This is a genomic window from uncultured Aureimonas sp. (genome assembly GCF_913775355.1).
Taxonomy (GTDB): Bacteria; Pseudomonadota; Alphaproteobacteria; order Rhizobiales; family Rhizobiaceae; genus Aureimonas.
Window position 1 is genome coordinate 1 of the sequence record NZ_CAJYIU010000011.1, and the last position, 26,678, is coordinate 26,678.

Below are 26,678 nucleotides of genomic sequence, written 5' to 3' on the forward strand. Positions count from 1 at the left end.
GCCAGCTGGCTGGCGCTCGTCATGTCGGTCAGCCCGTTCCACTGCGCCGCCGAGCCGGGGAAGCGGAACGGGCGGCCGGTCTCGCGGCAGAGCGTGGCGTAGACGGCAAGCGTCGTGCCCATGTTCATCGCGTTGCCGACCGCCTTGCCGATCACCGTGTGCGGGCGGTGGACGCTCCAGGTGAAGCCGTCGCGCCGGGCGGCGGCAAACACCTCGTCCTCCTGCGCGTAGTAGAAGTTGGCGACGTCGAGCCGGCCCTGTTCCTCGCGGAAAGGGGTCTCGGGCAGCTCGCCCTTTCCGTATGCCTCGAAGGGTCCGAGGTAGTGCTTGAGGCCGGTGACGAGCGCGACGTGGCGCACCCCGCCGCCTGCAGCGCGAAGGCCGTCGAGGAGGTTGCGCACCATGCCGGCGTTGACGCGGATGTTCTCGGCCTCGGTCGGCTGACGCAACCAGGTCGTGATGAAGACGCTGTCGGGGCGGATGTCCGTCAGCGCCTCGGCGGTGCCTTGCGCGTCCTGCAGGTCGGCGGCCACGGGCCGGACGCCCAGCTGATCCACGGGCCGGCGGGCGAGGCCGTGCACGGTCCACCCCTCCGACAGAAGGAGCGAGGCCGTCGCACTGCCCACGATCCCGCTCGCACCCACCACCAGCGCTGTCTTCTTCATCATCGAACTCCTTGATGCGAAGAGACCAAGGTGGGGCACGACGCGGCAAAGGCCCGCCGGTCGACGCGGCTTTCAGTGCAGGCCGACATGGCACGGGTGGAGGATCGGACGCTGCCGCAGACAGCAGGCCGGCCAGGGGGCGGCAGCGAAGGGCGCGTGCGGCCGGCTCCCGGCCGACCGCACGCCGGTCGTCAGGCCGAGCGCTTCACGCCCCGGCACGCGGCCTCGGAGGCGGCCTGGTCGAAGCCGTCCATCCAGCAGTTCCAGGCCTCGGTGTTGATGTCGTAGGGGTTCTCGTGCCGGGCCTTCCCGTCGTCGTGAGCCTTACGGCCTTCCGCGTGCTGCGCAGTCATGCGAACGTCTCCAATGCGTCCCCTGCGACGTTTTGACAGACAATTGAGATCGTTTGAAGGCTAAAGACCGCGCGTCGTCTAGACGAGCGCGGGCATCGCCCGGCGGCCGTTCGCCCCGACGCGCTCGTGCTCCTCCCCGCCCCCGGCAAAGAGCGCGCTCGCCCGCTCGATGTCCAGCGGCTTGGAATAGAGGTAGCCCTGCCCCTCGCCGCAGCCGAGCTCGCGCAGGATATCGGCCTGATGCGGCGTCTCGACGCCCTCGGCGATGGTGCGGATGCCGAGCCCGTCCGCGAGCACCACCACAGAGCGCAGGACCGCCATCGAATGCCGACTGCCGGGAATGTCGGTCACGAAGCTGCGGTCGATCTTGATCTTGGCGATGGGAAAGCGGTGGAGGTAGCCGAGCGAGGAATAGCCGGTGCCGAAATCGTCGAGCGCGAAGGTGACGCCGAGCGCCAGAAGGTCCTCGAAGATCCCCGCGAGGCGGTGGTTCTCGCCGACGAAGGCCGATTCCGTGATCTCGAGTTCGAGGCGCCTCGGATCGAGCCCCGACGCCGCAAGAGCCGAGCGCACGGTGCCGACGATGTCGCCGGTCAAAAACTGCAGCGGCGAGACGTTGACGGCGACCTTGATCGTCTCCGGCCAGCGGAGGGCGTCCCGGCAGGCGGCGTGGAGAACGAGGGCTCCGAGCCTGTGGATCAGGCCGGTCTCCTCGGCGACCGGAATGAACTCCGCCGGCGAGACGAGGCCGCGTTCGGGATGGCGCCAGCGCACCAGCGCTTCCGCGCCGGTCCAGGCGCCACTGCAAAAGCCGATCTGCGGCTGGTAGGCGAGTTCGAACGCCCCCGCCTCGATGGCATCCGTCAGATCGCGCTCCAGCGCCAGGCGTTCGAGGCGCGCGGCGTCCATCGACAGGTCGAACTCGACCACCGGCCCCGCCGCCGTCCGCTTCGCCTGATAGAGGGCGACGTCGGCGCGGCGGCGCAGCACCGACGCGTCGCGGCAGCCGTCGACCTCGGTGGCGATGCCGACGGAGGTGCCGATCGAGATGCGATGCCCGTTCACCTCGTACGGGCGGCCGACCTCCGCGACGACGTGCTCGGCCAGACGCCGGGCGCGTTCGCGGTCGGCCGAGCGCAGGAGCACCAGGAACTCGTCGCCGCCGATGCGGAACACCGTGGCCTCGGGCGGCAGCGCGGCCCCGGCGCGGCGCGCCGTCTCGGTGAGGACGGCGTCGCCCGTCGCGTGGCCGAGCGCGTCGTTGACCCCCTTGAAGCGGTCGAGGTCGAAGGCGAGGAGCGACATCGGCGCCCCGTCCGCGGCCAGTGCGTTGAGTTGCTCCTCCAGCGCCCGGCGGTTGGGAAGGCCGGTCAGGCTGTCGTGGAAGGCGGCAAAGCGCAGCCGCTCCTGCGCCCGCTCGCGGTCGGTGACGTCGTGGAGCACGAGACTGGCATAGCGCAGCCGGTGGCCCTCGCCCCCGGCACGTCGGCGGTCCTCCAGCCAGAACGGCGAGACCGCGTATTCGAGGATGCGCGCGTCGCCCGTACCGCCGAGCCGCGCGATGCGGCGGACCGGCGACCGGCGCGGGCCGGCCTCCGTCTCCGACGCCATGGCCTCGCGAACGGCCTCGACGAAGGCGGGCGGCAGGTCAGCCAGGCTTCCCGAGCCGCCGTCCGGCGGCAGATCGAGAAGGCGCCGCGCCACGTCGTTGATGCGCATGATGCGCCCCTCTCCGTCGACGATGACGATCGCATCGAACCCGTCGTCGACCACCCGCTCGAGAAGGCGCGCCGTGTTGCGTGTCTCGACCCGCGAGACCCATAGCCGGAACTGGCGGAGGTCGAACTCGCGCACGAGGCTCCAGAGTGCCACCGCCATGACCGAGAGCTGCAGCGTGGCCGTCTCGATCATCACGGCGCGATCGAGGTAGAACCAGGCGGCCACCGCCTCGAACGAGAGGGCGGCGAGCGCTGCGGCCATCAGGCTGCGGCGCAGGCCCCACCGCACCGCGAACCCCACGCCGAGCGCGAGCACGAGCGGCACGAGGGCAAGCGGCGGTTGCCAGAGGACGAGCGCGCGGCCCTGCTTGAGCGTCTCGGCCGCCAGCGCGATCACGGTCGATCCCGAGACGATGCCGGCGCCCGGCACGGGAAACAGGTCGTGAAGCTCGATCGCGCTCGCCCCGACGATCAAGGTCTTTCCAGCCAGTGCGCCGTTCGCGATCCGGCCGTGGAGGAGGTCGACGAAGGATACGCGCGGGATCGAGGCGGCATCGATCCCGTGATCGATGCCGACATCGTCCGTTCCCGCCTCGCGGCCCGTGAGCACCGCCGGCATCGAGCCGATCGTCTCGCCGTCGACGTCGATGCCTAGGGGAAAGCGCCTCACGCGCCCGTCGTCGTCCACCGGCACGTTGATCGAGACCGGCCAGGAGGCCGACAGGAGCGGTGCGATCGGCATCGACGCCAGCATCGCCCCGGAGGCCGGGTCATGCTGGACGAAGGCGGCGAGGAAGGTCTCGGGGCCGGCGGAGGCGAGCGCCTCGGCGAAGGCGGCGTCGTCCTCGGGGCGCGTGCGCGCGGAGAAGTCGACGTCGAAGGCGACGCGCACGGCGCCCGCCGTGGCCGCTGCATGGAGGAGATCGGCGTGGAGCCGGCGCGGCCAGGGCCAGACCCCGACCTCGCCGAGGCTCCGGGCGTCGATGTCGACAAGGACGATCTCGCCGGAGGCCGCCCGCGATCCGACGAGGAACCGGGCGTCGGACAGGGCCCTGTCCAGCGCCGCGGGGACGCCGGACAGGAGGGCTCCGGCGAGACAGGCGGCCACTGCGAGGAGCGTCGCCAGCGACCGGATGTCCGCCACCGTCAGACGGGCGGCGCGGCGGCGGATCGTCGGGCTCAGCATCCTCGTCAAACTCCTGTCCCGCGATCCGCCGATGGGGCGGGCGTCAGCTACTTGGTGCTGCCGCCAAAGCCACTCGGCCCGTGGCCGTTGCCGTTGTTGCCCTTGTCGCTGCCAAGGGCGCCCTTCGGACCGCCGTTGCCAAGACCCTTTCCGTTGTTGCCCTTGCCGTTGCCGGGGGCGCCGTCGCCGTTCGGGCCGCCGTTGCCCTTGCCGTTGTTGCCGCCGCCGTTGCCGTTGCCATTGCTGTCCTTCGGGCCGTCCTTGCCGGGGCCGCCGACCGGGCCGCCGGCTCCGGGGCCGCCCTTGCCGGCATCGCCCTTGCCCGCGTCGTCCTTGTCGGGGCCGTTGTGGCCTTTGCCGTCCTTACCCGGGCCACCGGCGGCCGGGCCGCCCTTTTCCGGCCCATCCTTGTCCGGGCCGCCCTTGCCGGGGCCATCGTGACCGGGGCCGCCCTTGCCGGTGCCACCCTTGTCCGGGCCGCCCTTGTCGGGGCCGCCCTTGTCCGGGCCGCCCTTGTCGTTGCCGCCCGCGCCCGGTCCGCCGGCGGGACCGCCGTTCTGCGGGCCGCCCTGGCCGGGCGTGCCGGCGCCGTTCCCGCCGGGGCGGCCGTCGCCGGCTCCGGTCCCGACAGTGCCGCCGAACCCGTTGCCGCCGGTGCCCGCCCCGGTGCTGCCGGCCGGGCTCGCGCCGCCGCCGAAGCTCTCGCTGCTGGCCGCCGCCTGGCTGCGCGCCTCGCCGCTCGGCGCATTGGTCTCGGCGACGCTGCTGCCGATCGACTGGCGGTCGCGGCCGTTGGAATCGGCACCGCCGAAGCCGCCTGAACTTGCCGCATCCGACGAACGCGAGGCGCCCGCGCCGTTCGCGGCACCGTGGGTCGAGGCGGCCGCATCGCGGCTCGTCGACGTCGTGGAGGAGCGGGCCGCCTCCGGCGCCTGCGCGGCGCGGAAGCTCTGAAGCGCCTGACCGACCGGGGCGACGCTCGGCGCGGCCGGCTTGCCCGGCGTCACGCCCGGCGCGTTCACGCCTGCCGTGCGAAGGCCCGACGTCGCGGCCGACACGCTGGCGCGCTGCCCGGCAGCGATGCCGGCCGTCTCGCCCGTCTTCAGGTCGCTCACCTGCACGAGCCCGCGATTGACGCCGATCTTGGTGTCGGTCTTGGTAACGCTGATCGTGAAGGCCGTTCCCTTGACGACGGCCGCCATGAACGGGGTCTTCACGGTGAAATGGGGGGCCGAGCGCTTCTCGATATCGAAGGCGATGCTGCCGGTCTGCTGCAGAACTTCGGTCTTGGAGCTCAAGAAGCCCTTGGGCTGCACCATCGCGACGCTGCCGGGCCCGAGCGTCATGACGTTGTTCTCGCTCGACAGACGCACGCGGCCCGATTTCGCGGTCGCAATCGTCAGACCCTCGGGGATCATCATGCCGGCCGTCAGGACGTTGCGCTTCTCGTTGCTTTCCATCGCCCAGGCCGTCCCGCTGACGCGGTCGACCCGCCACTCGCGCGCCCATCCGACATCCGCCTGGAAGAGCATCACGAGGAGAAGGAAAAAGGCGGACAGACGTGCGGGCATCGGGTTCGGACCTCGGCTTCAATCCCGGTCACCCTGACGGACGAAGGAAAGGACGAGCCTAAGCGAATCCGTCAAATGCGCCCGATCCCTGCGGCAAATCGCGCTTGTCCCGTCGAACTTGCGGTCGCGGACATGAAACCGGCCGGGTCAGCGGGAGAGAGACGAGCGATCCGGCCTGCCGACCCGCACGGGGCACCGGGGGATTGGCCGATTTTCGAAGCCCGGCCGTGGCCGGCCTGGTGCTCGCCTCAGCCCTCGATCGCGTGCGGCACGAAGCGCGACAGGTTGCGGGTGATGCGCGAGCGGTCCTCGCGAATGCCGAGCCCCGCCGCCTCGTCGCCGACGACCCAGGCGCCGAGGACCGCGAACTGCCCCTCGGCTTCGAAGAGTGGCGTCAGTTGCTGGACGATGGCGGGCCCCGCACCGTAGTCGCCCCCCGTCGCCTCGGCCTCCCGGCCGCCTTCGAGAATCGCGATGTTCTCGCCCTCGCGCGAGAAGAACGGCTTGCGCACCGAGCGCTCGAGCGAGCCGGCGCGCGGGACGTCGGCGAAGAAGGCCGGCAGGAGGTTGGGGTGGCCGGGATGGCGCTCCCAGAGGAGCGGCAGGATGCCCTTGTTCGACAGGATCGCCTTCCACGGCGGCTCGACCCACTGCGTTCCCGAGCCCTCGAGATGGCGCGCGAAGGGCTCGCGCATCATATCCTCCCACGGATAGAGCTTGAAGCAGCGGTCGATGACGCGCTCGTTCGGGTCGGTGAAGCGGCCGAGCGCGTCGACGCCGATCGAGCCCATGTCGATGAGGGCCGTGTGGTGCCCGGCCTGCACGGCGCAGTCCATGAGATAGGCGGCCGTCCCGCGGTCCTCGTCACTCGCCGTCACCGCCGCGAAATGGAAGATGCGGTCCGCCGGAAACGCCGCGAAGGCCGAGACGAGGCTCTCCTGCAGGAGGTTGAACTGGTCGGCGTCGCCGGGCAGGCGCCCGAGCGCGATCTGGTCGGTCAGCCAGTTGTGCTGGAAATAGGCCGCCTCGAAGATGCCGGTCGGCGTGTCGGCGTTGTATTCGAGAAGCTTGGCGGGCCCGCGCCCGTCATAGGCGAGGTCGAAGCGGCCGTAGAGCGAGGGCTCCCGCTCGCGGAACGACCGGCGCACGAAATCGAACTGCTCGGGCGGGATGTCGAGGCGCGACATCAGCGCGTCGGACGCGGCGACCTCCGCCGCAAGGTCGAGGCAGAGCGCGTGCAGCGCCTGCGTCGGGGCTTCGATCTCCGCCTCGATCTCGGCGAGGCTGAAGCGGTAGTAGGTGTCGTCCAGCCAGTAGGGCTCGCCGTACATCTCGTGGAAGCCGAAGCCGACCGCCTCGGCCGTCCGCTGCCAGCCCTCGCGCGGCTCGATGCGTCGACGCTCCACCCTCAGCCGCCGAAGGAGAAGCCGCCGCGGCTCGACGACAGGCCGCCGAAGCCGCTGCGCGAGACGGTGCGGGTGTTGACGTTGGCGGGCCGCGGCGTCGCGGTCTGCGTGCCGATCACCGGGTCGGAGCGGTAGGCGGTGCCGTTCCGTCCGGTGAAGATCGGCGTCGGGCGCGTATAGGAGCCGCCGCCGACATAGCGGCCGTAGGAGTTGTAATCCGTCATCCGCTGCACGGCGGAGGAGATGAGATAGCCGGTCATGAAGGGCAGGAAGAAGCTGCCACCGCCGGAAGCGCCAGCCTGCTCGCGCGGCACCTCCATGCAGCGCCCGGCACCGTATTCGGTCTCGCAGGCGGCCTTGCCGTCGAACTTCGGCGCGTCGCGCAGGTGCCGGCTGAGCGCCGTCTGATACTCGGCGTTGCAGATGCCCTGGTCGAAACCGGCCTCGATGCACTGCGCCGGCGAGGTGAAGAGCGTGTTGTCAGAGGGCTCGTCCCCGCAGCCCGACAGCGCCAGACCGCCGGCGGCGATGGTGCCGAGCGCCAGGAGCGGCGGCCGTTGGGAGAGGAAGCGTCGGGTCATGGCCGCATCCCTCAGTAGGTCATGCAGGCGGCGTTGAGCATGCCGATCGCCAGCGAAATGCCGGCCGACCACAGCCCGCCGGCCATCTCGCCGTTCGTGATCCGCCGGGGAAGCCCGCGCATCGTCAGGCAGGCGACGGCAAAGGCGATCGCCTGGAACACGGCGCCGATCAGCGCCCAGATCACGAAGTCGGCGAGCGAGACGGAGTTCACCGCGGCCGAGGCGAGCGGCAGGGAGAAGCCGAGGATCGCGCCGAGGAAGGCGACGACCGCCGTCGCGTTGCCGGTGCGGATCAGCGTCAGCTCGTGCTGCGGCGTCAGCGCGGAATAGAGGACGGAAAAGGCGGCGAGCGAGCCGAGCCCGGTGGCGAAGTAGGCGAGAAAGGCCGGCAGGCCTGCGACGTAGCCGAACATGCTGCGGGAGGTCCTTGTTGTCAGAAGAGAGGGCGCGCTGGGATCACAGGCGGCGCACGTCGGCCGCCATCAGGCCGTAGCCGAGGATGAACTCGATCGAGGAGCCTTGCGAGGCCGCCGTGCCGAGATCGCGCTCGATGTTGATCAGCAGCATCTCGCGCGCCTGGCCGAGCGGGCGGGCGTAGAGCATGCAGGACTGGTGGATCTCGCGCCGGCTCTGGCCGTCGCTCACGGTCTCGACGAACTCCACGAGGTCGGCGCGCCCTGCCCCGTCGCCCCAGAAGCGCTCGAAGACGATGCCGTCCGCGTCGTAGCGCGGCTGGCCGATGAGGCCGGAGGGCCCGCGCCAGCGCGCCCAGTCCGCCGCGCCCGCCGGCACCACCGAGTCCCACGGCTGGTAGAGGCTGACGTCGAGAAGCTCGTCGCCGGGCGCCGCGGACGCCGAGAGGACCTGGAGCATCGTGTTGTCGTCGGCATAATAGCGCGAGAGAACCGTCTGCGGGTCGAGCCGCGCCTCGCCGTAGGCAGCGACCAGCATCACCCCGCCGGCCGGCAGCGGCATGGCGGGCTGCGCCCCCGCCGTCATCGCCTGGAGGCTGAGGGTATCGATCTCGATGCCGCCACCGAAGGCAACGCCGAGCGGCCCGTATTCCGCAGGCAGCGCCGCCGGGCTTTCGCCCGATCCCCAGCCGAAGAAGCGTCCGATCATCCGCGTTCCACCTTGTGCCGCTCGCTGCAACCCTTATGACATGCCGGCCGCCCGACGGAAGGGCGACGACGGTTCGAGACGGGAGTTTGAGAGACATGGCCAACTGGAATCTCGCATCCCTGACGGAGCTTTTCGCCTCTGATCCTCCGGCGCTGGGCGATGTCGACGTGTCGATCGAGGGCGACGTCCTGCGCGTCACCCTCAAGGAGAAGGGCCATCTCGACGTCTTCGTCGTCGCGGGCGGCGAGCAGATTCTGGCCAGCGTCATGCTGGCGCCCGCCGACAGCGTGCCCGAGCGCAGCGCCTTCGAACGCCTCGCGCTCAAGACGCACAAGCTCGTGCCGCTTTCCACCTTCGGCATCTCGATCGTGAACGGGCAGGAGTGGTACGAACTCTTCGGCTCGCTCTCGGCCCGCTCGTCGGCCGAGGTGGTGGTCGAGGAGGTCGCCGTGCTCGCCGGCAACGCCGAGGACGCGGCGCGCCTCATCGAGGAATGGCGCAACGGGGAGATCGCGGCATGAGCGTCTGGGGCAAACTCTTCTCCGCCGTGCGCGGCGGCATCAACGAGGCGGCCGAGAGCGCCGCGGACACGCAGGCGCTGCGCATCCTCGACCAGGAGATCCGCGACGCCGACAACGCGCTGCGCAAGGCGCGCTCCGACCTCGCCGGCATCATGGCGACGGCCAAGGCGCTCGGCCGCCGGGTCGACGAGGCCCGCGCCAAGGACCAGAAGGACCTCGAATCGGCGCGCGCGGCGATGACGGCCGGCCGCGAGGACCTTGCCCGACAGCTCGCCGACCGCATATCACGCAACCGCGCCGACATGGCCCGCGACGAGGCCGAGCTGCAGCGCCTCCAGGCCGCGCAGTCGCAGATGCTGCGGGCCGTGCAGGACACCGAGACGCGCATCCAGACGATGCGCCGCGAGGTGGAGGGCGTGAAGGCGAACGAGTCGCTCCTGCAGGCGCAGTCGGCGATCGCCTCCAGCCATGCCGGCGTCAACTCGCGCCTCGGCAGCGCGATGGAATCGCTCGAGCGCGTCAAGAAGCGGCAGGAAGCGATGGCGGGCCGGCTCGAGGCCGGGGCCGAGCTTCAGGCGCTGCAGAGCGGTTCCTCGCTCGATCAGGCGCTTCTGGAAGCGGGGATCAGCGGCAACCGCTCCTCGTCCGACGACATCTTCGCCGAGATCACGCGCGGCGACCAGACCCAGGCGATCGGCGTCGAGCGCCCCAGCGCCACGATCACCTACGACCCCAAGCGATAAAATTGCCGGGCGGCCCCGGCGGCCACCCGGCAAACTCGACGCCGGACGCAATCGTCCGGCGTCGACGGGTTCCGGCAGGCCGGTGCGTTACTGCGCCGTCTGCATGTTGAGCTGCATGGGCGCCTGGTTGGCGGGGATGTCGATCGCCTTGCCCTGGTTCAGGATTTCGCCGTTGCGCTGGTCGGTCGGCGTCGACTGGACGTAGGCGCGCATCATCCACTGGTACTTGTCGAGGCTGCCCTCGACCTCTTGAAGGATGTTCGACGTCTGCGGATCGTTCTCCTCGGAGGCGAGGATCGCGCCGCGCACCTCCTCGCCGACCTGTTTGTAGGCGAGCGTGAACCAGCGCACGATCTCGGCGTCGTCGACGAAGCCGCCCGGGAACTCCGGCAGGGACGAGGTCTGGACGATCGTCGTGGCGCGCCCGTCCGACGAGACGCCGATCGCGAGCAGGCGCTCGGCCACCTCGTCGGCATGTTTGCCCCAGGCGGTATGCTGCTCGTCGAGCTGCTCGTGCAGTGGATAGAAGAACGGGCCGCTGACGTTCCAGTGCGCCTGCTTGGTCTGGAGCTGCAGCGTCTGGAGTTCGGTCAGCGTGTTCTGGAGCGCGCGCACCGAAGCCTTCAGCCCCTCCTCGCCGCCGTTCGGCGAGACGAAGGGGGCGGAACTCACCTGATTGTTCGGAAACGGCGCCTGGTCCTGCGGCAGGGCGAGCGAGGCCGAGGAGGAGGTCGACCCTTCAGAGCCCAGTCGGCGCAGGGTGGGGGCGAGGTCCTTGCCCTCGGCGGACGCCGCCGTGGACGACGGTGTGGCTTGCGCCCCGCCGGACGAGGCGGTGGAGGACATCGGGGTGGCGGACTGGGCCGTGGCCTGCGTCCCGCCCTGAGCCTGCGCCAGCGCGGGAAGCGCCGTGCCGGACAGGCCGGCGACAAGGAGGGATACGGAGAGAAGCGTCTTGCGCATGAGGTCGCCTTGCTTTGGAGGATGCCTCCACAATGGCGCGGGAATCGATGCGGTTGCAGCTATACGAAAGCGTATAGAGACGGACGTGCCCGCCCTTCACCAGATCCGCATGCGGTTCAAAAGGCCGTCGCGCCGGATGAACTGGTGGTTGAGCGCGCCCGCGACGTGCAGCCCGGTGAGCGCCAGGATCGCCCAGCCGATGGTGCCGTGGATCTCGAAGACCTGATCGCTGAGATCCTCGTTCATCGCCACGAGATCCGGCAGCGCCACGCCGAAGAAGCGGATCGTGTCGCCCGACAGGGCCGAAGCGTACAAGCCGACCAGCGGCATGGCGATGAGGAGCGCATAGAGCGCGGCCTGGACCAGCGTCGCCAGACGCATCTCCCAGCGCGGCGTGTCGCCGGGCAGCGGCTCGATCGGATGCGTCACGCGCCAGACGATGCGCACCGCCACGACGAGGAGGATCAGGAGGCCGAAGGACTGGTGCAGGGAGACGAGCGACGCACTCGTGTCGCTCGGCCCGAGCGCGTCGAAGGTCCAGGCGAGAGCGAACATGAGGACGAGGATCGCGGCCGTCAGCCAGTGCAGCGCGCGCGTCACTGCTGGAAGCGGACGGGGACGCCCGGCCGCGAGACGGTCGGTTCGGGAGGTTACGAACATGTATAGCTCTCGCCATTCGACAGAAATATTTCGGGCCTAGATTATGTCGCAGGCAGGTTGCCGTCAAATATCGCAGTCCTTCATAACTGGAGAAATACAATGAACTTCTTTCGTCTCGCCGTCGTCTCCGGTCTCCTCGCCGTGATGCTCCCCGCCTCCGCCTTCGCGGCCGAGACGGTTTCGGTGCAACTCGTGGGCGAGCGCGGCGGCCAGATGGCGATCAAGCTCGACAAGACCGAGGTTCCGGCCGGCGAGGTGACGTTCGAGGTCGCCAACGTCGCGGCGAACACCCCGCACGAGATGGTGGTGATCAAGCTCGATAAGCCGGGCGAGATGCTGAAGGTCGATCCGGCCAAGAACCGCATCGACGAGAAGAAGCTGATGAGCATGGGCGAGGTGTCCGACCTCAAGGCGGGCCAGTCCGGCAAGCTCACGGTCAACCTGAAGCCCGGTTCCTACGAGCTGATCTGCAACATCAAGGGGCACGTCGCGGCCGGCATGGTCGCCATGTTCACCGTCAAGGGCTGACGCCGCGGCCGTCGCCTCTGGGGAAGCATGCGCTTCTCCCGACGCAGGCGGTGCGGTCGACCCTTCGAGGGGGCGGGCCGGGATCGGCGCGGCGGCAAGGCCGGCGGCGATCCCGGCCTCTTTTTTGTCGGCAGGCGCACGGCACCGACTGCCGTCTCCTGCGGTTCGTCGACCCCGACCGACCGCCGGGCGACGAGCCGGTGGTCCGGCGATCGGGGATGCCGCTTGAGGGCGGACACGTGGTTGGCGAAGCCATCCCAGCGTGCTAGATCCCTCTTGTTTAGAACAATTCCAAACTGGAGACCGCGATGCGTTGGTTCGCGCATGGCCGCAAGCGTTTTGCCGATCTGTCGGAGCGCGAGATCCTGGCGCTCGCCATCTCGGCCGAAGAGGACGATGCCCGCATCTATGCGGGCTTCGCCGAACGACTGAAAGGCGACTATCCAGAAACCGCCGCCGTATTCCGGGCGATGGAGGCGGAGGAGGACGGTCACCGCCGCGCCCTGATCGACGAGCACGAGCGCCGGTTCGGCGGCGCCATCCCCCTGATCCGGCGCGAGCACGTCGCCGACTATGTCAGCCGCCGCCCGGTCTGGCTGGTCGCTCAGCTCGGGATCGAGCGCATGCGCGAGGAGGCCGACCGGATGGAGGACGCGGCCTGCCGCTTCTACGAGGAGGCGGTCAAGCGCGTCGGTGATCCCTCGACGCGGCGCCTTCTCGGCGACCTCGCCGAGGCCGAGCGTCGCCACAAGGGCAAGGCGAACGCGCTGGAGGAGGCGCACCTCACACCGGACGCCCGCGCCGAGGAGGACAAGACGGCGCGCAAGCAGCTGATCCTGACGCTCGTCCAGCCGGGGCTGGCGGGCCTGATGGACGGATCGGTGTCGACGCTCGCGCCGATCTTCGCCACGGCCTTCGCCACCCAGAACTCGCACACGACGCTGCTCGTCGGCTTGGCCGCCGCCGTCGGCGCCGGCATCTCGATGGGCTTTACCGAGGCCGCGCACGACGACGGCGTCCTGTCGGGGCGCGGCTCGCCGGTCAAGCGCGGGCTCGCGTCCGGCATCATGACCGCGGTCGGCGGGCTCGGCCACGCCCTCCCCTACCTGATCCCGGACTTCTGGACCGCCACCGCGATCGCGCTCGTCGTGGTCTTCGTCGAGCTCTGGGCGATCGTCTGGATCCAGCACCGCTTCATGGAAACGCCGATCGTGCGCGCGGCCGTCCAGATCATCGTCGGCGGCGCGCTGGTGCTGGCGGCGGGCATCCTGATCGGGGGCGGCTGAGGACGCCGGACCTCCGCGCCCGGCACCCCGCCCCGCCCCGGCCCGACCTCCGCTCCGCGTCAGGCGGCGGTCCGCGTCGCGTTCCGCCCTTCGGCCTTGGCGCGGTAGAGCGCGGCGTCGGCGCGACGCATCAGCGCGGCGGGCTCCTCGTCGCCGTCCATGGTGGCGATGCCGATGCTGACCGTGACGCTGGCGGCGCCATGGCGGCCAGTGCTGTCCTCGATCGTCCGGCGAATCCGTTCGGCGACCTCCATCGCCGCCGCCCGGTCCGCCTCCGGCAGAACGACGATGAACTCCTCGCCGCCGAGACGACCGACGAGGCCGGCCTGGCCGACGGCGGCCCTCGCCGTGGAGGCGACGGACTGGAGGGCGAAATCTCCCGCGGCATGTCCGTGGGTGTCGTTGACGCGCTTGAAATGGTCGACGTCCAGCATGGCGATCGACAGGGCGCCGCCCGAACGCGCGGCCTCCCGGACCGCCTCGTCCAGCGCACCGAGCACGCGCCGCCGGTTGGCGAGCCCGGTCAGGGCGTCGGTCTCGGCAAGCGCGGTCGCACGAGCGGCCTCGGCTTCTGCCGCGCGCCGCGAGGCCTCCAGTCCGCGCTCGATCTCGACCTGGCGGGTGACGTCCTGCACCACGCCGAACAGCGCGCGGACCACCTCGCGGCTGATGACCGCCTCGCCGCTCACATCGGCATGACGAACCATGCCGTCCGGGCGCACGATGCGGGCCCGCAGATGGAAGGGCCCGCCCGTCTCGATCGACGCGGTGATGGCGTCGACGAGGCGCTCCCGGTCGTCCTCGTGATAGGCCGCGATCGCGGTCTCGAGGCTCGGCATGCCGCCTTCGGGCAGGCCGTAGAGGCGAAACACCTCGTCCGACCAGACGACGGCCATCGTCTCGAGGTCGAGATGCCAGTGCCCGATCCGCGCGACGCGCTCGGCCATGAACAGGAGGCGGGTCCGCCCCTGCAGGTCCGCCACCAGCCTGTCACGCGTCGTCTGAAGGGCCGCCATCGACAGGCTGCACCCCATGAGGACGACAAGATAGAACTGCAGGAAGAAGCCCTGAACCGCCGGCCCGTCATCGATCAGGAGCGTCGGCCCATGGCCGAGCGCGATCGCGGCGGAACCGATGAGCGCGACGACGAGCGTTCCCGCGGCCGCGCCGATCGGTCCGGTGACGTAGGTCGCCGCGATCACCGCGGCGAAGGGCAGGAACAGGACCGGCAACGTGGACTGCGCGAAGACGAGGGCCGTGATGACCGCGATGCCTGCGAGCGCCGCGCCGAGCCGCAGAGCATGCAGACTAGGCCCCGCCTGCGCGCGCCCCTCGAACCCCGCGATGGCGAGGAAGACCAGCGGGGCGGTCAGGACGATGCCGAGAAGATCGGTGGCGAACCACGACGCGGCGAAGCGCCAATCGCCCCAGCCGGTCGCCGCGCTCGCGACCGCGGTGCTCGTCGCGGCCGCCAAGGCCGAGATCGCGCAGAAGCAGGCGACCTGACGGACGTCGACAAACGAGGGACGACCGAACGGGCAGCGCGACAGAAGCGCGACGGCGACCAGCGTCTCGGCGACGTTGGCCGCGGAATACAGGACCCCCGTCAGGATCGGCGTCTGGCAGACGATGTTCGCCGCAAGGCTCCCGAGCGCGACGGCCAGCGCATATCCCGGGCGTTCATCGCGTCCGACGCTCGCCAGAACGGCGACCGCAAGGCCTCCGGCCGGCCACATGGTCGCGATCTGGACGCCGCCGCGCGTCCAGAGAAGCGATGCGACGGCCAGGATGGAGTAAGCGAGCGCGGTGGCGAGGAAACCGACCGGGAACGGCAGCAGCCGTGTCCGGGCAGATCCTCCTTCGCTATCGTTGCGGTCGCGCATCGGACGAACATGCTCCTGCCGGTCGGATCGAGATGACCCGACCCGCAGACTGGCTGCCGCCGCTTTCCAATTGGCTAATAATCACGCGAAGTGACGAATAGGATGAAGCCTTTTCGAAGAGGGTCAAAGTCCCTTCAACCAAAGCGTTTTCCGAACAACTACAGCGTCCGGAAGACCCCGATTCGTGCGTGTCAGGTGCCGGTGCGCACTCCTGTTCCACCGGCCCTCGTGCGGGCCGGACGAGGGGCAGCCCCACCCGAGCCGAAGCGTTCGGTGTCCGTCGCAAAGTCCGCGTCGACGCCGGCCTGACGGAACCGCGGGGCCGGGGCCGGCGACGGCCGGTCGCCGCCGATCCGGCAGGGCAGATCCGGCGGATGCCGTCCGCCTATTTCATCATCGGCGCGATCGTCTCCGCCATCGCCGCGGACGCCGCGTCCGGCGTCATCGCGCCGTTGCCGACCGCCGTCATATCGTCGAGCACGGTCTGGCTGATCTTCACGCCGTTCTGGCCGGGCCAGGCGAACCAGGGCAGCGCGCGGTCGATCTGCCGGGCGCTCGTCGCAAAGCTCGGATTGGCCTCGTAGAAGGGTTTCAGCGTCTCGATCGCCTTCTCGTTGGACGGCATGTAGCCGGTCTGCTCCACGACATAGGCCTGGCTCTGCGGGCTGGTGCCGAAGAGGAGGTAGTCGAAGGCGGCCGCGCGCTTGGCGGGATCGTCGGTCAGGATCACCGCCGCCATGCCGCCCGACGCCACGCCCCCACCCGCCTTCAGGACCGGCATCTCGGCTGTGCTCCAGGCGAAGCGGTCGCCGATCTCGCGCGAGAAGGAGCGCACGGCCGCGGTGGAGTTGAAGTAGATGCCGAGCTTGCCGGCGAACATCTCCTGGCGCGCCGCCTTGTCGGCGATCGGCTGCTGCCCACCCTCGTCGAAGAAGCGGCGATAGGTGCGCACCGCCTCGCGCCCGCCCTCAGTGGCGAAGGCGATCTCGCGGCCGTCCGCGCCGACCGGGGCGAGGCCGTTGGTGGCCAGGAGGTTCTGGGTCATCCAGTCGTCGTCGCCGAGCGAGTAGTACATGCCGGTGACGCCGCCGCCGAGCGCCTGGATTTTTGCCGCCAGCGCGATCGTCTCGTCCCAGGTCTTTGGCATCGCGTCCGGGTTGCCGCCGGCCTTCGTGACGAGGTCCTTGTTGTAGAACATGACCGGCGTCGAGCTCGTCCAGGGCAGGCCGTACTGCACGCCGTCGACCTGCGTCAGCTTCAGGATCGCGTCGGTGTAGCCGAGCGCGGCCATATCCTTGCCCGCCGTCATGTCGTCGAGCGGCTTCACCATGCCGCGCGCGACGAGGTTCTGCAGGAGGTGCGAGCCGACCATGAAGACGTCGGGCGCCTCGCCCGCCATCTCCTGCCGGATCACCGAGACGAGACCCTCGCCGTAATCGGTGGACGGCGCCTGGAACGTGATCTTCACGTCCGGATGGACCTCCATGTAGCGGCGCGCGATCTCGCCTTGCCACGTGGCGTGATGCGGCCAGGCGTGGAGGACGGTGAGGGTCGTGTCGGCCGCGACGGCGGGCACGGCGGCCAGCACCGCACCGAACGCGAGGCCGAGGATCAAGGATTTCATGGCGGGCTCCTTCGTGGAGGCGGGGTCAGTTGCGGGCGCGCACGGACAGGCCGCGCACGAGATGGCGTTGGAAGAACAGGAAGCCGAGGACGAGCGGCGCGGTGACGATCACCCCGCCGGCCATCAGCGCCCCGACATTGCCGGTGGTCTCGCCCGAGGCGCGGAAGGCGAGGAGCCCGAGCGGCGGCGTCATCATCTCTGTGCGGGTGACGACCACGAGCGGCCAGTAGAGATCGTTCCAGTGCGCGATCACGCTGATCGTCGAGAACGCTGCGACCGCGGGCCAGGCCGCCGGCAGCATCAGGCGCCAGACGATGCCGAGCTCGGAGAAGCCGTCGAGGCGGGCGGCGTCCAGCACCTCGTCGGGATAGGACAGGAAGAACTGGCGGAACAGGAAGATCGCGAAGGCCGACACCACGAAGGGCAGGACGAGCGCGGCGTAGGTGTTGAGAAGGCCGGCTTGTGCGATCGCGAGATAGAGCGGGATCGCGGGGACCTGGATCGGGATCAGGAGCGAGACGACCACCGCGCCGAAAAGGAACGGGCGGCCGCGGAACGCCAGCTTGGCGAGCGCGTAGCCGGCGGGCGCGGCGACGAGGATCTGGAGAACGAGAATCGCCCCGCAGACCACGACGCCGTTCAGCATGAAGCGCAGGAGCGGCTGGCTGGAAAACGCCAGCGCGTAGTTGGCGAGCGCGCCCGACCAGCTCGGCGCCGGCAGGAGGGAGCCGTCGTAGACCGTGCCGGGGGCGGCCAGACTCACCGCCACCATCACCACGAAGGGCAGGAGCGTCAGCCCGGCGGCGAGCGCCAGCACGAGAACCGACAGCGCCTGCCGGAGCCGCGAGGCGCCTTCGAGCCGCACCTCATCCATGCGCGCCTCCCCGATCGAAGAGGCGCACCTGCAGGATCGAGAGCACGCCGACAAGAAGGAGGAAGACGACGGCGAGCGCGGCCGCCGCGCCGACGTCGAAGTAGCGGAAGGCCTGCTGGTAGAGCGTGTAGAGCAGCATCTCCGTCGCCCCGCTCGGGCCCCCTTGGGTCAGGACGGCGACGGTCTCGAACTCCGACACGCTGCGGATCAGCGTGATCACGGTGACGAACAGGGTGACGGGCGCGAGCGTCGGCAGGGTCACCAGCGTGAACCGGCTCCAGCCGCGGTCGGCGCCGTCGAGCGCGGCGGCCTCGTAGAGCTGGCGGTCGATCGTCGCGAGCCCGGCGAGGAACAGGAGGATGTTGTAGCCGAGCATCTTCCAGACGCCGATCGCGGCGAGCGTGCCGAGCGCCGTCGAGGGATCCGTCAGGAAGCGCACGCGCTCGAAGCCCAGCCACGACAGCGCCGTGTTGGCGATGCCGAAGGACGGGTGCAGCACCACCTCCCAGGCGGTCGCCATGGCGACCAGCGTCGCCGTCACCGGCAGGAAGAACACGGTCTGGAACAGCGGCCGCAGGCGGCCCTGCCCCTGAAGGAGCACCGCCAGCCACAGCGCGCCGCCGATCGAGACGGGCGCGACGATCGCCACGTAGAGCGCGGTGTTGACGAGGCTGTTGCGCAGCCCCGCGTCGCTGCCGAGCGCCGCGTACTGCCGCCAGCCGACGAAGGCCGCGCCCGGCATGCCGAACTGGTAGTCGGTGAAGGAGAGGGCAAGCACGGCGACCGACGGCAGGATGAGAAGCGCCAGGAGCAGCGCCGCGCCCGGCAGCGCCAGGAGCGCGCCGACCCGTCGCCGGTGGCGGAGATCCGCGCTCAAGCGACGGCCCGTTCGGGCGGGGCGGCGGGGCCGCGCGCGGCTCCCTCGTGCGGAAAGACGTGGACGGCGTTCGTCTGGAACTCCATCACACCCTCGCTGCCCGGCGGCCACTGCCCCATCGCCTCGGACGCTATGCGCACGACGCAGGGCTCGCCATCCCGCGCGGTGCGCACGAAGAGATGCGCCTCGACGCCGGCGTGCTCGGCATGGTCGACGACGACATGGAGGCCGGGCCGTCCCGGTTCCTGGCGGCGGCGGAGCGTTGCGTGCTCGGGCCGGAAGGCGACGACGCCGTCGATCGCGGCAAGCGGCCGTCCGCCGAGCACGATGTCGCCCTGCGCGGTCCGCTCGCCGATCGCCGCGCGCAGCGTCGCCGCGTCGATGACGTTGAGGTAGGGCTGCGACAGGAAGCGCGCGACGTCGAGGTCGGCGGGGTGGCGGTAAAGCTCGTCCGGCGTGCCGATCTGGCGCACGCGCCCCTCGAACATGACGATGACGCGGTCGGAAATCGCCATCGCCTCCGACTGGTCGTGGGTGACGAAGAGCGTCGTCGCGCCGATCCGGCGCTGGAGCGCACGAAGGTCCGAGCGCGTGCGGTTGCGCAGGGCGGCGTCGAGATTGGCGAGCGGCTCGTCGAGAAGGAACAGCCGGGGCTCGCGGATCAGAGCGCGACCGAGCGCGACGCGCTGGCGCTGGCCACCCGAGAGGGCGGAAGGCCGGCGGTCGAGAAGGTGCGAGATGCCGAGCATTTCGGCGGTCGCCGCGACGCGCGCCGCGATCGAGCGGTGCTTTTCCCGCACGCGCGGCAAAAGGAGACGGGCCAGCGCCGGCCGCTCCGCGGCGGAGAGCTCGCGCATGACGAGCGGGGCGGCGAGGTTGTCGCGGCAGGTCATGTGCGGGTAGAGCGCATAGGACTGGAAGACGAAAGCGACCTCGCGGTCCTTCGGCGCCAGCCCCTCGACCGAGCGGTCGCCGATCCGGATCTCGCCCCCGGCGACAGGCTCGAGGCCCGCGATGGCGCGAAGGAGGGTCGACTTGCCGCAACCGGAGGGCCCGAGGATCGAGACGAACTCGCCCGGCGCGACGTCGAAGCCCACGCGATCGAGCGCGACCGTCGCACCGTAACGGCAGGTGAGGTCGCTCAAAGTCAGCCGGCTCGCCGCCGCGCTCATCCGATCGCCCGCCTGCGGTGTCGCAGCGCCAGTCTAAACGGCATCGTCGGTCGATCCGGGACCTTCTGCATCTTTTACGCCCCTCACGCCGTTACACGCTCTTGTCGTTCGTTCCAATGACAACCCCACACCGAAACTAGCGTCTGCGGGACCGAACCCCATGGCTTGCGACGGTTGGCCACGCCGGAGGCGCCGAGGCGCAGCGGCATGGACAGGCCGGGCGCTTTCGTCCACGAGGACGAAGCCGCCGATCCCGATGACCCAGAGCCCCGCATGCAGCCTCCCGCCAGCTATCCGATCGCCATGCTGCCGGCCCTCACCGGCCGGACCCTGGCGCGCTGCCTTGCGATCGTCGAGGCGGGGCTGGTCCGCCGCATGGAGGTGCCGTTCGGCGACAAGGCGAAGGACGACGGCGGGCGCCGCAAGGCAATCCTCGTTCCGGCCGGCCGCGTCCGGTCGATCATGCATGTCCCCGATGCCGAGATCCCGCACGAGGGCGATGAGGACGAGGCCGATCGCATCGCGCGCCTTGCGACCCTCGAAGCCGGCGAGGTCGTGCGCGCCCGGCGCACGGTCGACAGCGCGTTTTCCGCCTTCGAGGTCGAGGTGCCCGTCTTCGCCGCGATCTTCCCCGTCGAGCGCGAGACGCTCCTGATGGCCTTCGCCCGCGTGCGCGCACCGGGCGGCATCGGTCGACGCCTCGCCGACGACGAGATCATCGGCGAGGACGAGATCGAGGCGACCGCGCAAGCCGTCGCCCTGGAGGCGCGCGCGGTCGTCGCCCGCATGCGCGAAACGCTCGAAGCGGTCGGCGCGGACTATGCAAGGCGCTTCACGGAGGAGACCCGCGACCTCGGCGACCCGGCCGCCTTCCTGAAGGCCGCGACGCAGGCCGATCTCGAGCGCTTCGTCTTCGCGGCGCAGACGACCGGCGAGGACGAGGTGCGGGTGACCTGCGACCGGTGGTTCGACAGGATCGCCGCCTCGGTGCGGTCGTACCGCCGACAGAGCCGGCGGCGCGCGAGCTTTGCCGAGGCGTCCGGCTACGACCGCTATCCCAGCCTCTTCCCGCTCGCGCGCGCGATCGGCCGCCGGCTTCTGTTCCTCGCCGGCCCGACGAACTCCGGCAAGACATACGAGGCCATGCGGCTCGCGATCGAGGCGCCGACGGCGGAGGTCCTCTCGCCGCTGCGCCTCCTCGCCCACGAGCACCGCGAGACCTTGAGCGCCGGCGGCGTGCGCGCCGGTCTCGTCACCGGCGAGGAGCGCGACACGGGCGAGGACGTCACGCACTACGCCCGCACCATCGAGACGATCGACGTCGGTCGGCGCGTCGACGTCGCGGTGATCGACGAGATCCAGATGCTCGCCGACGAGCAGCGCGGCTGGGCGTGGACGCAGGCGCTGTTCGGCGTGCCGGCCGATCTCGTGGTGATGACCGGCTCGCCCGACGCCGTGCCGATGGTGGAGCGCCTCGCCAAGGTGCTGGGCGAGCCGCTCGAGGTGCGCGTGCTCGCGCGCAAGAACGAGCTGGCGGCCTGGCCGCAGCCGATCACCTTGCGCGATCTGCGGCGCGGCGATGCGGTCGTCGCCTTCTCGCGCGCGGCGGTGCACGAGCTGCGCGAGGCGATCGTGCCGCTCGGCCTGTCGGTCGCCACCGTCTACGGCGCGCTAAGCCCGGAGGTCCGCCGCGCCGAGGCCGCGCGATTCCGGCGGGGCGAGGCCGACGTGGTGGTCGCGACCGATGCGATCGGCATGGGGCTCAACCTTCCCGTCTCGCGCGTCTTCTTCTCCGCGCTCGACAAGTTCGACGGCACCAGGCGCCGTGCGCTCCTCCACTCCGAGATCCGCCAGATCGGCGGGCGGGCCGGCCGCTTCGGCATGTTCGAGGAGGGCTTCGTCGGCGTGATCGGGGGCGGCGCCTACGGCGTCGAGAAGATCCGCGCCGCCCTGTCGTCGCCGCCGAAGGAGCTGACCGGGCGCGCCTTCGTTCGCCCCAACCGCGAGAGCGTCGCGCTCGCCGCCGAGTTCCTCGAAACCGACGCGCTCGACCAGATCCTCGCCTACCTGCGATCGCGCCTCGTGCTCGACCATCCCGACCTCAAGATCGGCGACATGGACGAGGAGATCGAAAAGGCGCGGCGGCTCTCTGGCATCGGCCTGCCGCTCCTCGACCGGCTCGCCTATGCCGTGGTGCCGGTGTCGCTGCGCCATCCCTGGTTCATGGACACGGTGCTGACCTGGGCGCGTGCCCACGCGGCGGGCAAGCCCGCGCCGCTGCCGCCGCTGCGCTCGGGCGACCTCCAGCGCCTCGAGGACGGCGTCAATCTCGCCACGGCCTGGCTCTGGCTCTCGCAGCGCTTTCCCGAGGTCTACCGGGGCGAGGACGTGGTGCGGGAGGGCGTCGCTGGCCTCAACGCGCAGATCGAGCGCAACCTGACCAAGCTCTCGTCCGGTCTCGCCGCCAAATCGCAACCGACGAGGGACAAGGCCCGCCGAGGCCGCAAGCCGCGCCGGCCAGACGCGGCGCGCGCCGGCCGTTGACCGGCCGTCAATCGCCCTCGCCCGCCTCGATGCTGGCAAAGCGCCCGGCGGCGACCGCCTCCACCAGCGCCTGGTGGTCGCGCGCGTTCTGGTCGCCGTACTGTTCGGCAAAGGCGTCGAGCGCGTCGTCGAAGCCGCGGTTGTCCGCCCCGCCGCAATAGCCGGCGATCGCGGCGGCGTCGCCGGTGCGCGCGTGCGCCCGCGCCAGGAGGGCGCCGTAGCCGAAGGCGAAGAATTCCAGCGAGCGCCCGCCGAGGAGCGCGTGCGGGATCTCTCCCTTCATGTTCTTCATCTGCCGCACGTAGAACGGTCGCTCGCCGATCGTCGTCCAGCCGAGGAGCGGATCGCCCACCGCCTGCAGGAGGCGCTGGCCGTAGACGACGCGGGCGCCGTCGTGCGAGCCGTAGGGCTCGGGCAGCGGCGGCACGTAACGCGCGTGCGAGGGGGTGATCGCCTCCTTGACCTGCAGGAACAGGGCGTCCTGGTCGGAGTTGCCGAACAGGAGGGCGAGATAGGCCCGCGTACCGACGCTGCCGACGCCGACCACGCGGTGGACGACGTCGACGACATGGTAGCGGCTCAGCATGAAGCGGCGCTCGCGCGGCAGCGATTCGGCGTAATGCTCCAGCCCCGAGATTACCGCCTCGCGCGTCGCCTCGCCGACGGCGGTGAGGATCGGCGGGTCGAGCCGGAAGCGCCAGCCGCCGTCCACCTGCCGCTCGCCGACCTTTTCCAGAAGCGAGGCGTTGTCGCGGCGGCGGGCCTTCTCGACCGCCTTGCGCAGCGTCGCCTGCGAATCCGCGTCGATCTCGATGCCGTTGAAGTCGAGCCGGTCGGCGCGCGCGGCGCGGTGCCAGACGTCGATGGGCCCGCGCGGGGCGAGATCCAGCATCGAGCGCCGGTAGCCCTCGACGCAGCTCGTGACGATCCGCTGGCGCTCGCCGCGCCCGATCTCCTGCTCACGCGCCACGACGTTGAGGCTTGCGACCAGCCGCTTCAGGTCCCACTCCCACGGCCCGATCGTCACCTCGTCGAAGTCGTTGAGATCGAGCACGACGTCGCGCTGCGGCGTGCCGAAGAGGCCGAAGTTCGAGATGTGGGCGTCGCCGTTCATCACGACGTCGATGCCGCTGCGAGGCGTGCGTGACAGGTCGAAGGCCATGACGCTGGCGGCCCCGCGCAGGAAGGCGAAGGGCGACTGCGCCATGCGCGCGATGCGCAGCGGCACGAGACGGGCCTGCCGGCCGGCGTTCGAGCGCTCCACGAGGTCGACGGGATCGGGCCGTCCGTCGAGCGAAATCGCCTCGGCATGGACGGCATGCGGCACCTCGCGGCGCAGCTGCTTGCCGGCGGCGCGGCGCCGCTCCCACGGCTCGCCCGCCGCGCGCAGGTCGATCCGGGGAAAGGCTTCCGCCGGGGCCAGCACGACGTCGGACGGCCTGTCGTCCTCCGGCACCGGATCGAGGTCGGACGTATCCGGGCCCGGCGTCATTTGCGGCGCGCTCGCGTCCATGGCTCGGCTTCCTGAGGAGACTGCACTGTTGCCCTCGAAGAGAGCGCCGTTCACAAGAATGTCAAGAAAGGGTCGCGGCCACCGATCCGGGGCCGCGACGCGGGCCTGGATCGGCCTCAGGCGACCCGTGCGAGCGAGACCTTGCGCCGGACGATCTGGCCCGGCTCGCGGTCGAAGGCCGCCCGGTCGCGGCACTGCTCGGACAGCGCAAGGCCGACGCGACCGCCGACCTCCCACAGCGCATGCTCGGTGCAGCGCGCCGCGACCGTCAGGGCGATGCGTCGAAGATGCGTGCGGGCGACGCAGTGGAGCGCGAGTTCCGCCCGCTCGCGCAAGGGCATCGCGTCGGCCATCTCTGCCACACGCTCGTCGGACGAGCGCATGAGAAGGGCCAGGAGTTCTAGGGAAATCGGGCAGGTCGGCTCGTTCGGTCGATAGCGTCCGCTCATGGTTCGGCCTCGGCATCATTCGGGTTCTACGCAAGGACGTAGCGCCGGCGGCGCGCGGAAAACTCCTCAAATCTGGGGATCGACGGCAAGGATCGCTTAACCCTTCACCCGGACGGGATGCGGGAGGGCCGTCCGAACAAGGCATTCGAGGGTTGAGCGCACACGATGCCGCACCCGCCCCGTTTCCATTTCGCCGGCAAACGAACGGGCGGCATCGACCGAGGGTCGAAGGCGTTCGCCCCGCGATCGGTTGTCGGCGCATGCGAGGGAGGGGCTGGCCGATCCGGCCTGTGCGTCGTAACGAGCAACGGATGGCCTCGCCTCCCGAACGCTTGCCGCTCCATGGGCGCGAACCGCGGCGGCAAGCTCGCCCGAGGAGACAGGGATGCCCGAGAAGACGCTGTTTCTCGTCCAGCAGTTCGAACGCATCGGAAAGCGGCTGGTGGCCGGCCGGCAGATGGAGTTTAAGACCGCCGGGGAAGCCGAGGGGCGGGCCGAACGGGACGCTGCCCGTACGGTCGGCGTCGTCGCCCTGCAGCAGACGATCGACACCGATACCGGCGAGGTCGTCGAGGATCCGGTGGTGCTTGCGCGCTACGGCGAGTTGCCCGCCGATTTCGGCGACGCGTGAACACATCCGGTCGGAAATGCCTGTCCACCGAGGGATGGGCTCGTGCCCGGCGGCGGACGACGAGTGGTCAAGCGGGCAGCGGCGGACGCATCGGCTTTCCCGTTCGCATCAATGCTTGCGGGTGTCCTTCTCGCGCGCCTCGAACACGCGGTCGAGTTCGTCGAGCTTGCGCTGCAGGTCGTCGGGAAGGCGCTCGGAGGGTTTGAACGGCTCGGCATGCTGCATGCTCTGGCGCACACGCTTCTGCAGCGAATGATCGGCCAGCAGTTTCGCCAGATCTCGCATGGGCATGCCTCTATCCGTCCGCCAAGGATATCGAGCATAGAACGCAACTCTGACCTCAACGTTGCGTCGCGCCGCTTTTAGTTTTCAACCACGGAATGACAAGCGCCAACCCCGGCGTGCAACGGCGGCGACAGGTCGCAAGAGCGTGACGGATCCGGGGACGATGCGCGCGGCGGCTGCGAAGGCGGCCGGACAAGAAAAAACGCCTGCCGGGGGAGGACCGGCAGGCGTCGGAGAGTACCCTTCGGCTGGGAGGAGGATGCCGTCGGGCGGATCCGCAGGAGCCATATTGGGAGGAGAAGGCTCGTGCGAAACTCGTAAGATGAAACTAGTCGATCGGTGTGCAGTGCGGTAGTGCATTCGCTGCATGGCTGGCCTGCAACCCTGTCAAGGCTCGGCGCGAGCGTGGGCAGAAAAGCCAAGGATTGCAAGCATTGCGCACAGCAAGTGGGCATTTGTCGCCGGCATGGGCAAACTGGTGCCAAGCTTGCCGATTGTCATGCGGCTGTAATCTGCTACACCGCAACCCGTGGCTGCGTCGCGCTGGCTAGCTGCACCAGCTCGAAGCCCGTCAGCTCTGGGAGGTGCTGGCGGGCTTCCTCGCTTTCAGGGAGGCGGCCGCCCCCTTCTCAGCCATCCGAGACGGTGAGCACGCTTGCGATCCCGTCCGTCTTGCCGCTGAGACCCGGCACTTCGTCGAGTTGCCGCAGCGAGGTGAAGCGCCCGCGCTCCTCGCGGTAGCGCACGATCTCGAAACCGTGCCCCTTCAGCGCATCGATCCCGTCGAGGTCTGCGGCCGTCGCCGTGTTGAGGTCGAGCATCGGACACATCCTTCCTTTGTCGCCGGCGCTGCCGGCCTTGAATGGAATCGGCCGGGGCGGGCGGTCGCTGAGCCGCCCCGGCCGTCGCGTTTAGCGCAGGAACGCGATCAGGTCGTCGTTCAGACGGTCGGGCACGGTGGCGAAGAGGCCGTGCGGCTCGCCCTCGTATTCGATAAGGCGCGCACCGGAGATCGCCTTGGCGGCCGCGCGGCCGGTCGGGTCGATCGGCACCGTGGCGTCGCCCGTGCCGTGGATGACGAGGGTCGGCACCGTGAAGCTCTTGAAGTCTGGGCGGAAGTCCGTCTTGCCGAAGGCGTCGACGCAGCGGATCGTCGCCAGGGGGCTCGCCATCACGCCGAGCACGAAGCTCCAGTCGAGAATGCCCTGGCTGACCGGCTTCGAGAGGAGGCCGACGCCGTAGAACGTCTTGGCGAAGCTCTGCAGGAAGGCGAAGCGGTCCTTGCGGATCTGCGCCTTCATGTCCTCGAACACGTCGCCATCGACGCCGTCCGGGTTGGTGTCGTCCTTGAGGAGGTAGCCGGCGACCGAGGCGACGAGGACGGTCTTGGCGATGCGCGAGGCGCCGTGGCGGGTCAGGTAGCGCGCGATCTCGCCGCCGCCCATCGAGAAGCCGACGAGCGACACGCCGTTGAGGTCGAGCCCTTCCAGGACGGACGCGAGGTCGTCGGCGAACGTGTCGTA

General features: G+C 70.2%; 26 protein-coding genes. 6 read left to right on the forward strand and 20 right to left on the reverse strand.

From position 1 onward, the window contains the following. The 8 genes from QZ753_RS00835 to QZ753_RS00870 form a co-directional block, all read right to left on the reverse strand. Positions 1-665 (reverse strand): SDR family oxidoreductase (locus QZ753_RS00835; RefSeq protein WP_294640339.1); only part of this gene is annotated, 665 nt, incomplete at its 3' end. A 191-nt stretch (positions 666-856) separates the two neighbouring features. After that, a complete protein-coding gene (locus QZ753_RS00840; protein ID WP_294640341.1) occupies positions 857-1,018 on the reverse strand; it encodes a hypothetical protein in 162 nt (53 codons plus the stop codon). A 78-nt stretch (positions 1,019-1,096) separates the two neighbouring features. Further along, positions 1,097-3,922: an EAL domain-containing protein gene (locus tag QZ753_RS00845; RefSeq protein ID WP_294640343.1), complete on the reverse strand. Its 2,826-nt coding sequence runs from the start codon at positions 3,920-3,922 to the stop codon at positions 1,097-1,099. 47 nt (positions 3,923-3,969) lie between these two features. Next, entirely contained in the window at positions 3,970-5,493 is a 1,524-nt protein-coding gene (locus QZ753_RS00850; protein WP_294640345.1) for a FecR family protein, read from the reverse strand. Between the two features lie 248 nt (positions 5,494-5,741). Then, positions 5,742-6,899 (reverse strand): glutathionylspermidine synthase family protein, encoded by a 1,158-nt coding sequence (locus QZ753_RS00855; protein ID WP_294640347.1) that lies wholly within the window; start codon positions 6,897-6,899, stop codon positions 5,742-5,744. A 2-nt stretch (positions 6,900-6,901) separates the two neighbouring features. Beyond that, positions 6,902-7,480, reverse strand: a complete 579-nt coding sequence (locus QZ753_RS00860) for a DUF1190 domain-containing protein (RefSeq protein ID WP_294640349.1) — start codon at positions 7,478-7,480, stop codon at positions 6,902-6,904. Positions 7,481-7,491: 11 nt separating this feature from the next. Further along, the gene (locus tag QZ753_RS00865; RefSeq protein WP_294640350.1) at positions 7,492-7,893 is read right to left on the reverse strand and encodes a DUF350 domain-containing protein; all 402 of its coding nucleotides are present in this window, start codon (positions 7,891-7,893) and stop codon (positions 7,492-7,494) included. A 43-nt stretch (positions 7,894-7,936) separates the two neighbouring features. Beyond that, positions 7,937-8,602 carry a DUF2491 family protein gene (locus QZ753_RS00870; RefSeq protein ID WP_294640352.1) on the reverse strand — a complete coding sequence of 222 codons (666 nt, stop codon included), beginning with the start codon at positions 8,600-8,602 and terminating at the stop codon, positions 7,937-7,939. Between the two features lie 95 nt (positions 8,603-8,697). Between QZ753_RS00870 and QZ753_RS00875 the strand changes: the two genes are divergently transcribed. Then, the gene (locus QZ753_RS00875; protein ID WP_090964899.1) at positions 8,698-9,123 is read left to right on the forward strand and encodes a DUF2170 family protein; all 426 of its coding nucleotides are present in this window, start codon (positions 8,698-8,700) and stop codon (positions 9,121-9,123) included. Next, positions 9,120-9,866: a PspA/IM30 family protein gene (locus tag QZ753_RS00880; protein ID WP_294640355.1), complete on the forward strand. Its 747-nt coding sequence runs from the start codon at positions 9,120-9,122 to the stop codon at positions 9,864-9,866. Before QZ753_RS00875 ends, QZ753_RS00880 begins: the two co-directional genes overlap by 4 nt. Before the next feature lie 87 nt (positions 9,867-9,953). Here QZ753_RS00880 and QZ753_RS00885 read toward each other — a convergent pair whose 3' ends face one another. Then, a complete protein-coding gene (locus tag QZ753_RS00885) occupies positions 9,954-10,829 on the reverse strand; it encodes a DNA starvation/stationary phase protection protein (RefSeq protein ID WP_294640357.1) in 876 nt (291 codons plus the stop codon). Positions 10,830-10,925: 96 nt separating this feature from the next. Continuing rightward, positions 10,926-11,489, reverse strand: coding sequence for a cytochrome b (locus QZ753_RS00890; protein WP_294640358.1), 564 nt, complete (start codon positions 11,487-11,489; stop codon positions 10,926-10,928). A gap of 99 nt (positions 11,490-11,588) precedes the next feature. On the opposite strand from QZ753_RS00890, the gene QZ753_RS00895 reads away from it, so the two are divergent. Both QZ753_RS00895 and mbfA read left to right on the forward strand, forming a co-directional pair. Beyond that, positions 11,589-12,017, forward strand: a complete 429-nt coding sequence (locus QZ753_RS00895) for a plastocyanin/azurin family copper-binding protein (RefSeq protein WP_294640361.1) — start codon at positions 11,589-11,591, stop codon at positions 12,015-12,017. A gap of 308 nt (positions 12,018-12,325) precedes the next feature. Further along, on the forward strand, positions 12,326-13,303 hold the full coding sequence (mbfA, locus tag QZ753_RS00900) for an iron exporter MbfA (protein ID WP_294640362.1): 978 nt from the start codon (positions 12,326-12,328) through the stop codon (positions 13,301-13,303). A gap of 59 nt (positions 13,304-13,362) precedes the next feature. Here mbfA and QZ753_RS00905 read toward each other — a convergent pair whose 3' ends face one another. From QZ753_RS00905 to QZ753_RS00925, 5 genes are all read right to left on the reverse strand, one after another. Beyond that, complete coding sequence (locus tag QZ753_RS00905; RefSeq protein ID WP_294640364.1) at positions 13,363-15,186, reverse strand: sensor domain-containing diguanylate cyclase; 1,824 nt, start codon at positions 15,184-15,186, stop codon at positions 13,363-13,365. Between the two features lie 385 nt (positions 15,187-15,571). Beyond that, on the reverse strand, positions 15,572-16,810 hold the full coding sequence (locus tag QZ753_RS00910; protein ID WP_294640366.1) for an ABC transporter substrate-binding protein: 1,239 nt from the start codon (positions 16,808-16,810) through the stop codon (positions 15,572-15,574). 25 nt (positions 16,811-16,835) lie between these two features. Beyond that, the gene (locus QZ753_RS00915; RefSeq protein WP_294640368.1) at positions 16,836-17,684 is read right to left on the reverse strand and encodes a carbohydrate ABC transporter permease; all 849 of its coding nucleotides are present in this window, start codon (positions 17,682-17,684) and stop codon (positions 16,836-16,838) included. After that, positions 17,677-18,561, reverse strand: coding sequence for a carbohydrate ABC transporter permease (locus QZ753_RS00920; protein ID WP_294640369.1), 885 nt, complete (start codon positions 18,559-18,561; stop codon positions 17,677-17,679). The genes QZ753_RS00915 and QZ753_RS00920 overlap by 8 nt, the downstream gene beginning before the upstream one ends. Next, on the reverse strand, positions 18,558-19,733 hold the full coding sequence (locus QZ753_RS00925) for an ABC transporter ATP-binding protein (protein WP_294640370.1): 1,176 nt from the start codon (positions 19,731-19,733) through the stop codon (positions 18,558-18,560). Before QZ753_RS00925 ends, QZ753_RS00920 begins: the two co-directional genes overlap by 4 nt. Positions 19,734-20,006: 273 nt before the next feature. Here QZ753_RS00925 and QZ753_RS00930 point away from each other — a divergent pair, with 273 nt between their 5' ends. Further along, positions 20,007-22,277 carry a helicase-related protein gene (locus QZ753_RS00930; RefSeq protein ID WP_294640372.1) on the forward strand — a complete coding sequence of 757 codons (2,271 nt, stop codon included), beginning with the start codon at positions 20,007-20,009 and terminating at the stop codon, positions 22,275-22,277. A gap of 7 nt (positions 22,278-22,284) precedes the next feature. Here the strand turns inward: QZ753_RS00930 and QZ753_RS00935 are convergent, their stop codons facing one another. Then, positions 22,285-23,790: a DUF2252 domain-containing protein gene (locus QZ753_RS00935; RefSeq protein ID WP_294640374.1), complete on the reverse strand. Its 1,506-nt coding sequence runs from the start codon at positions 23,788-23,790 to the stop codon at positions 22,285-22,287. Positions 23,791-23,906: 116 nt separating this feature from the next. After that, complete coding sequence (locus QZ753_RS00940; protein WP_294640376.1) at positions 23,907-24,239, reverse strand: hypothetical protein; 333 nt, start codon at positions 24,237-24,239, stop codon at positions 23,907-23,909. 385 nt (positions 24,240-24,624) lie between these two features. Between QZ753_RS00940 and QZ753_RS00945 the strand changes: the two genes are divergently transcribed. Continuing rightward, a complete protein-coding gene (locus QZ753_RS00945) occupies positions 24,625-24,870 on the forward strand; it encodes a hypothetical protein (protein ID WP_294640378.1) in 246 nt (81 codons plus the stop codon). Between the two features lie 108 nt (positions 24,871-24,978). Here QZ753_RS00945 and QZ753_RS00950 read toward each other — a convergent pair whose 3' ends face one another. The 3 genes from QZ753_RS00950 to QZ753_RS00960 form a co-directional block, all read right to left on the reverse strand. Further along, a complete protein-coding gene (locus QZ753_RS00950; protein WP_294640380.1) occupies positions 24,979-25,161 on the reverse strand; it encodes a hypothetical protein in 183 nt (60 codons plus the stop codon). A gap of 623 nt (positions 25,162-25,784) precedes the next feature. Beyond that, a complete protein-coding gene (locus QZ753_RS00955; RefSeq protein WP_294640382.1) occupies positions 25,785-25,976 on the reverse strand; it encodes a helix-hairpin-helix domain-containing protein in 192 nt (63 codons plus the stop codon). Positions 25,977-26,066: 90 nt separating this feature from the next. Continuing rightward, positions 26,067-26,678, reverse strand: a 612-nt coding sequence (locus tag QZ753_RS00960; RefSeq protein WP_294640383.1) for an alpha/beta hydrolase, incomplete at its 5' end; no start/stop codon positions are given.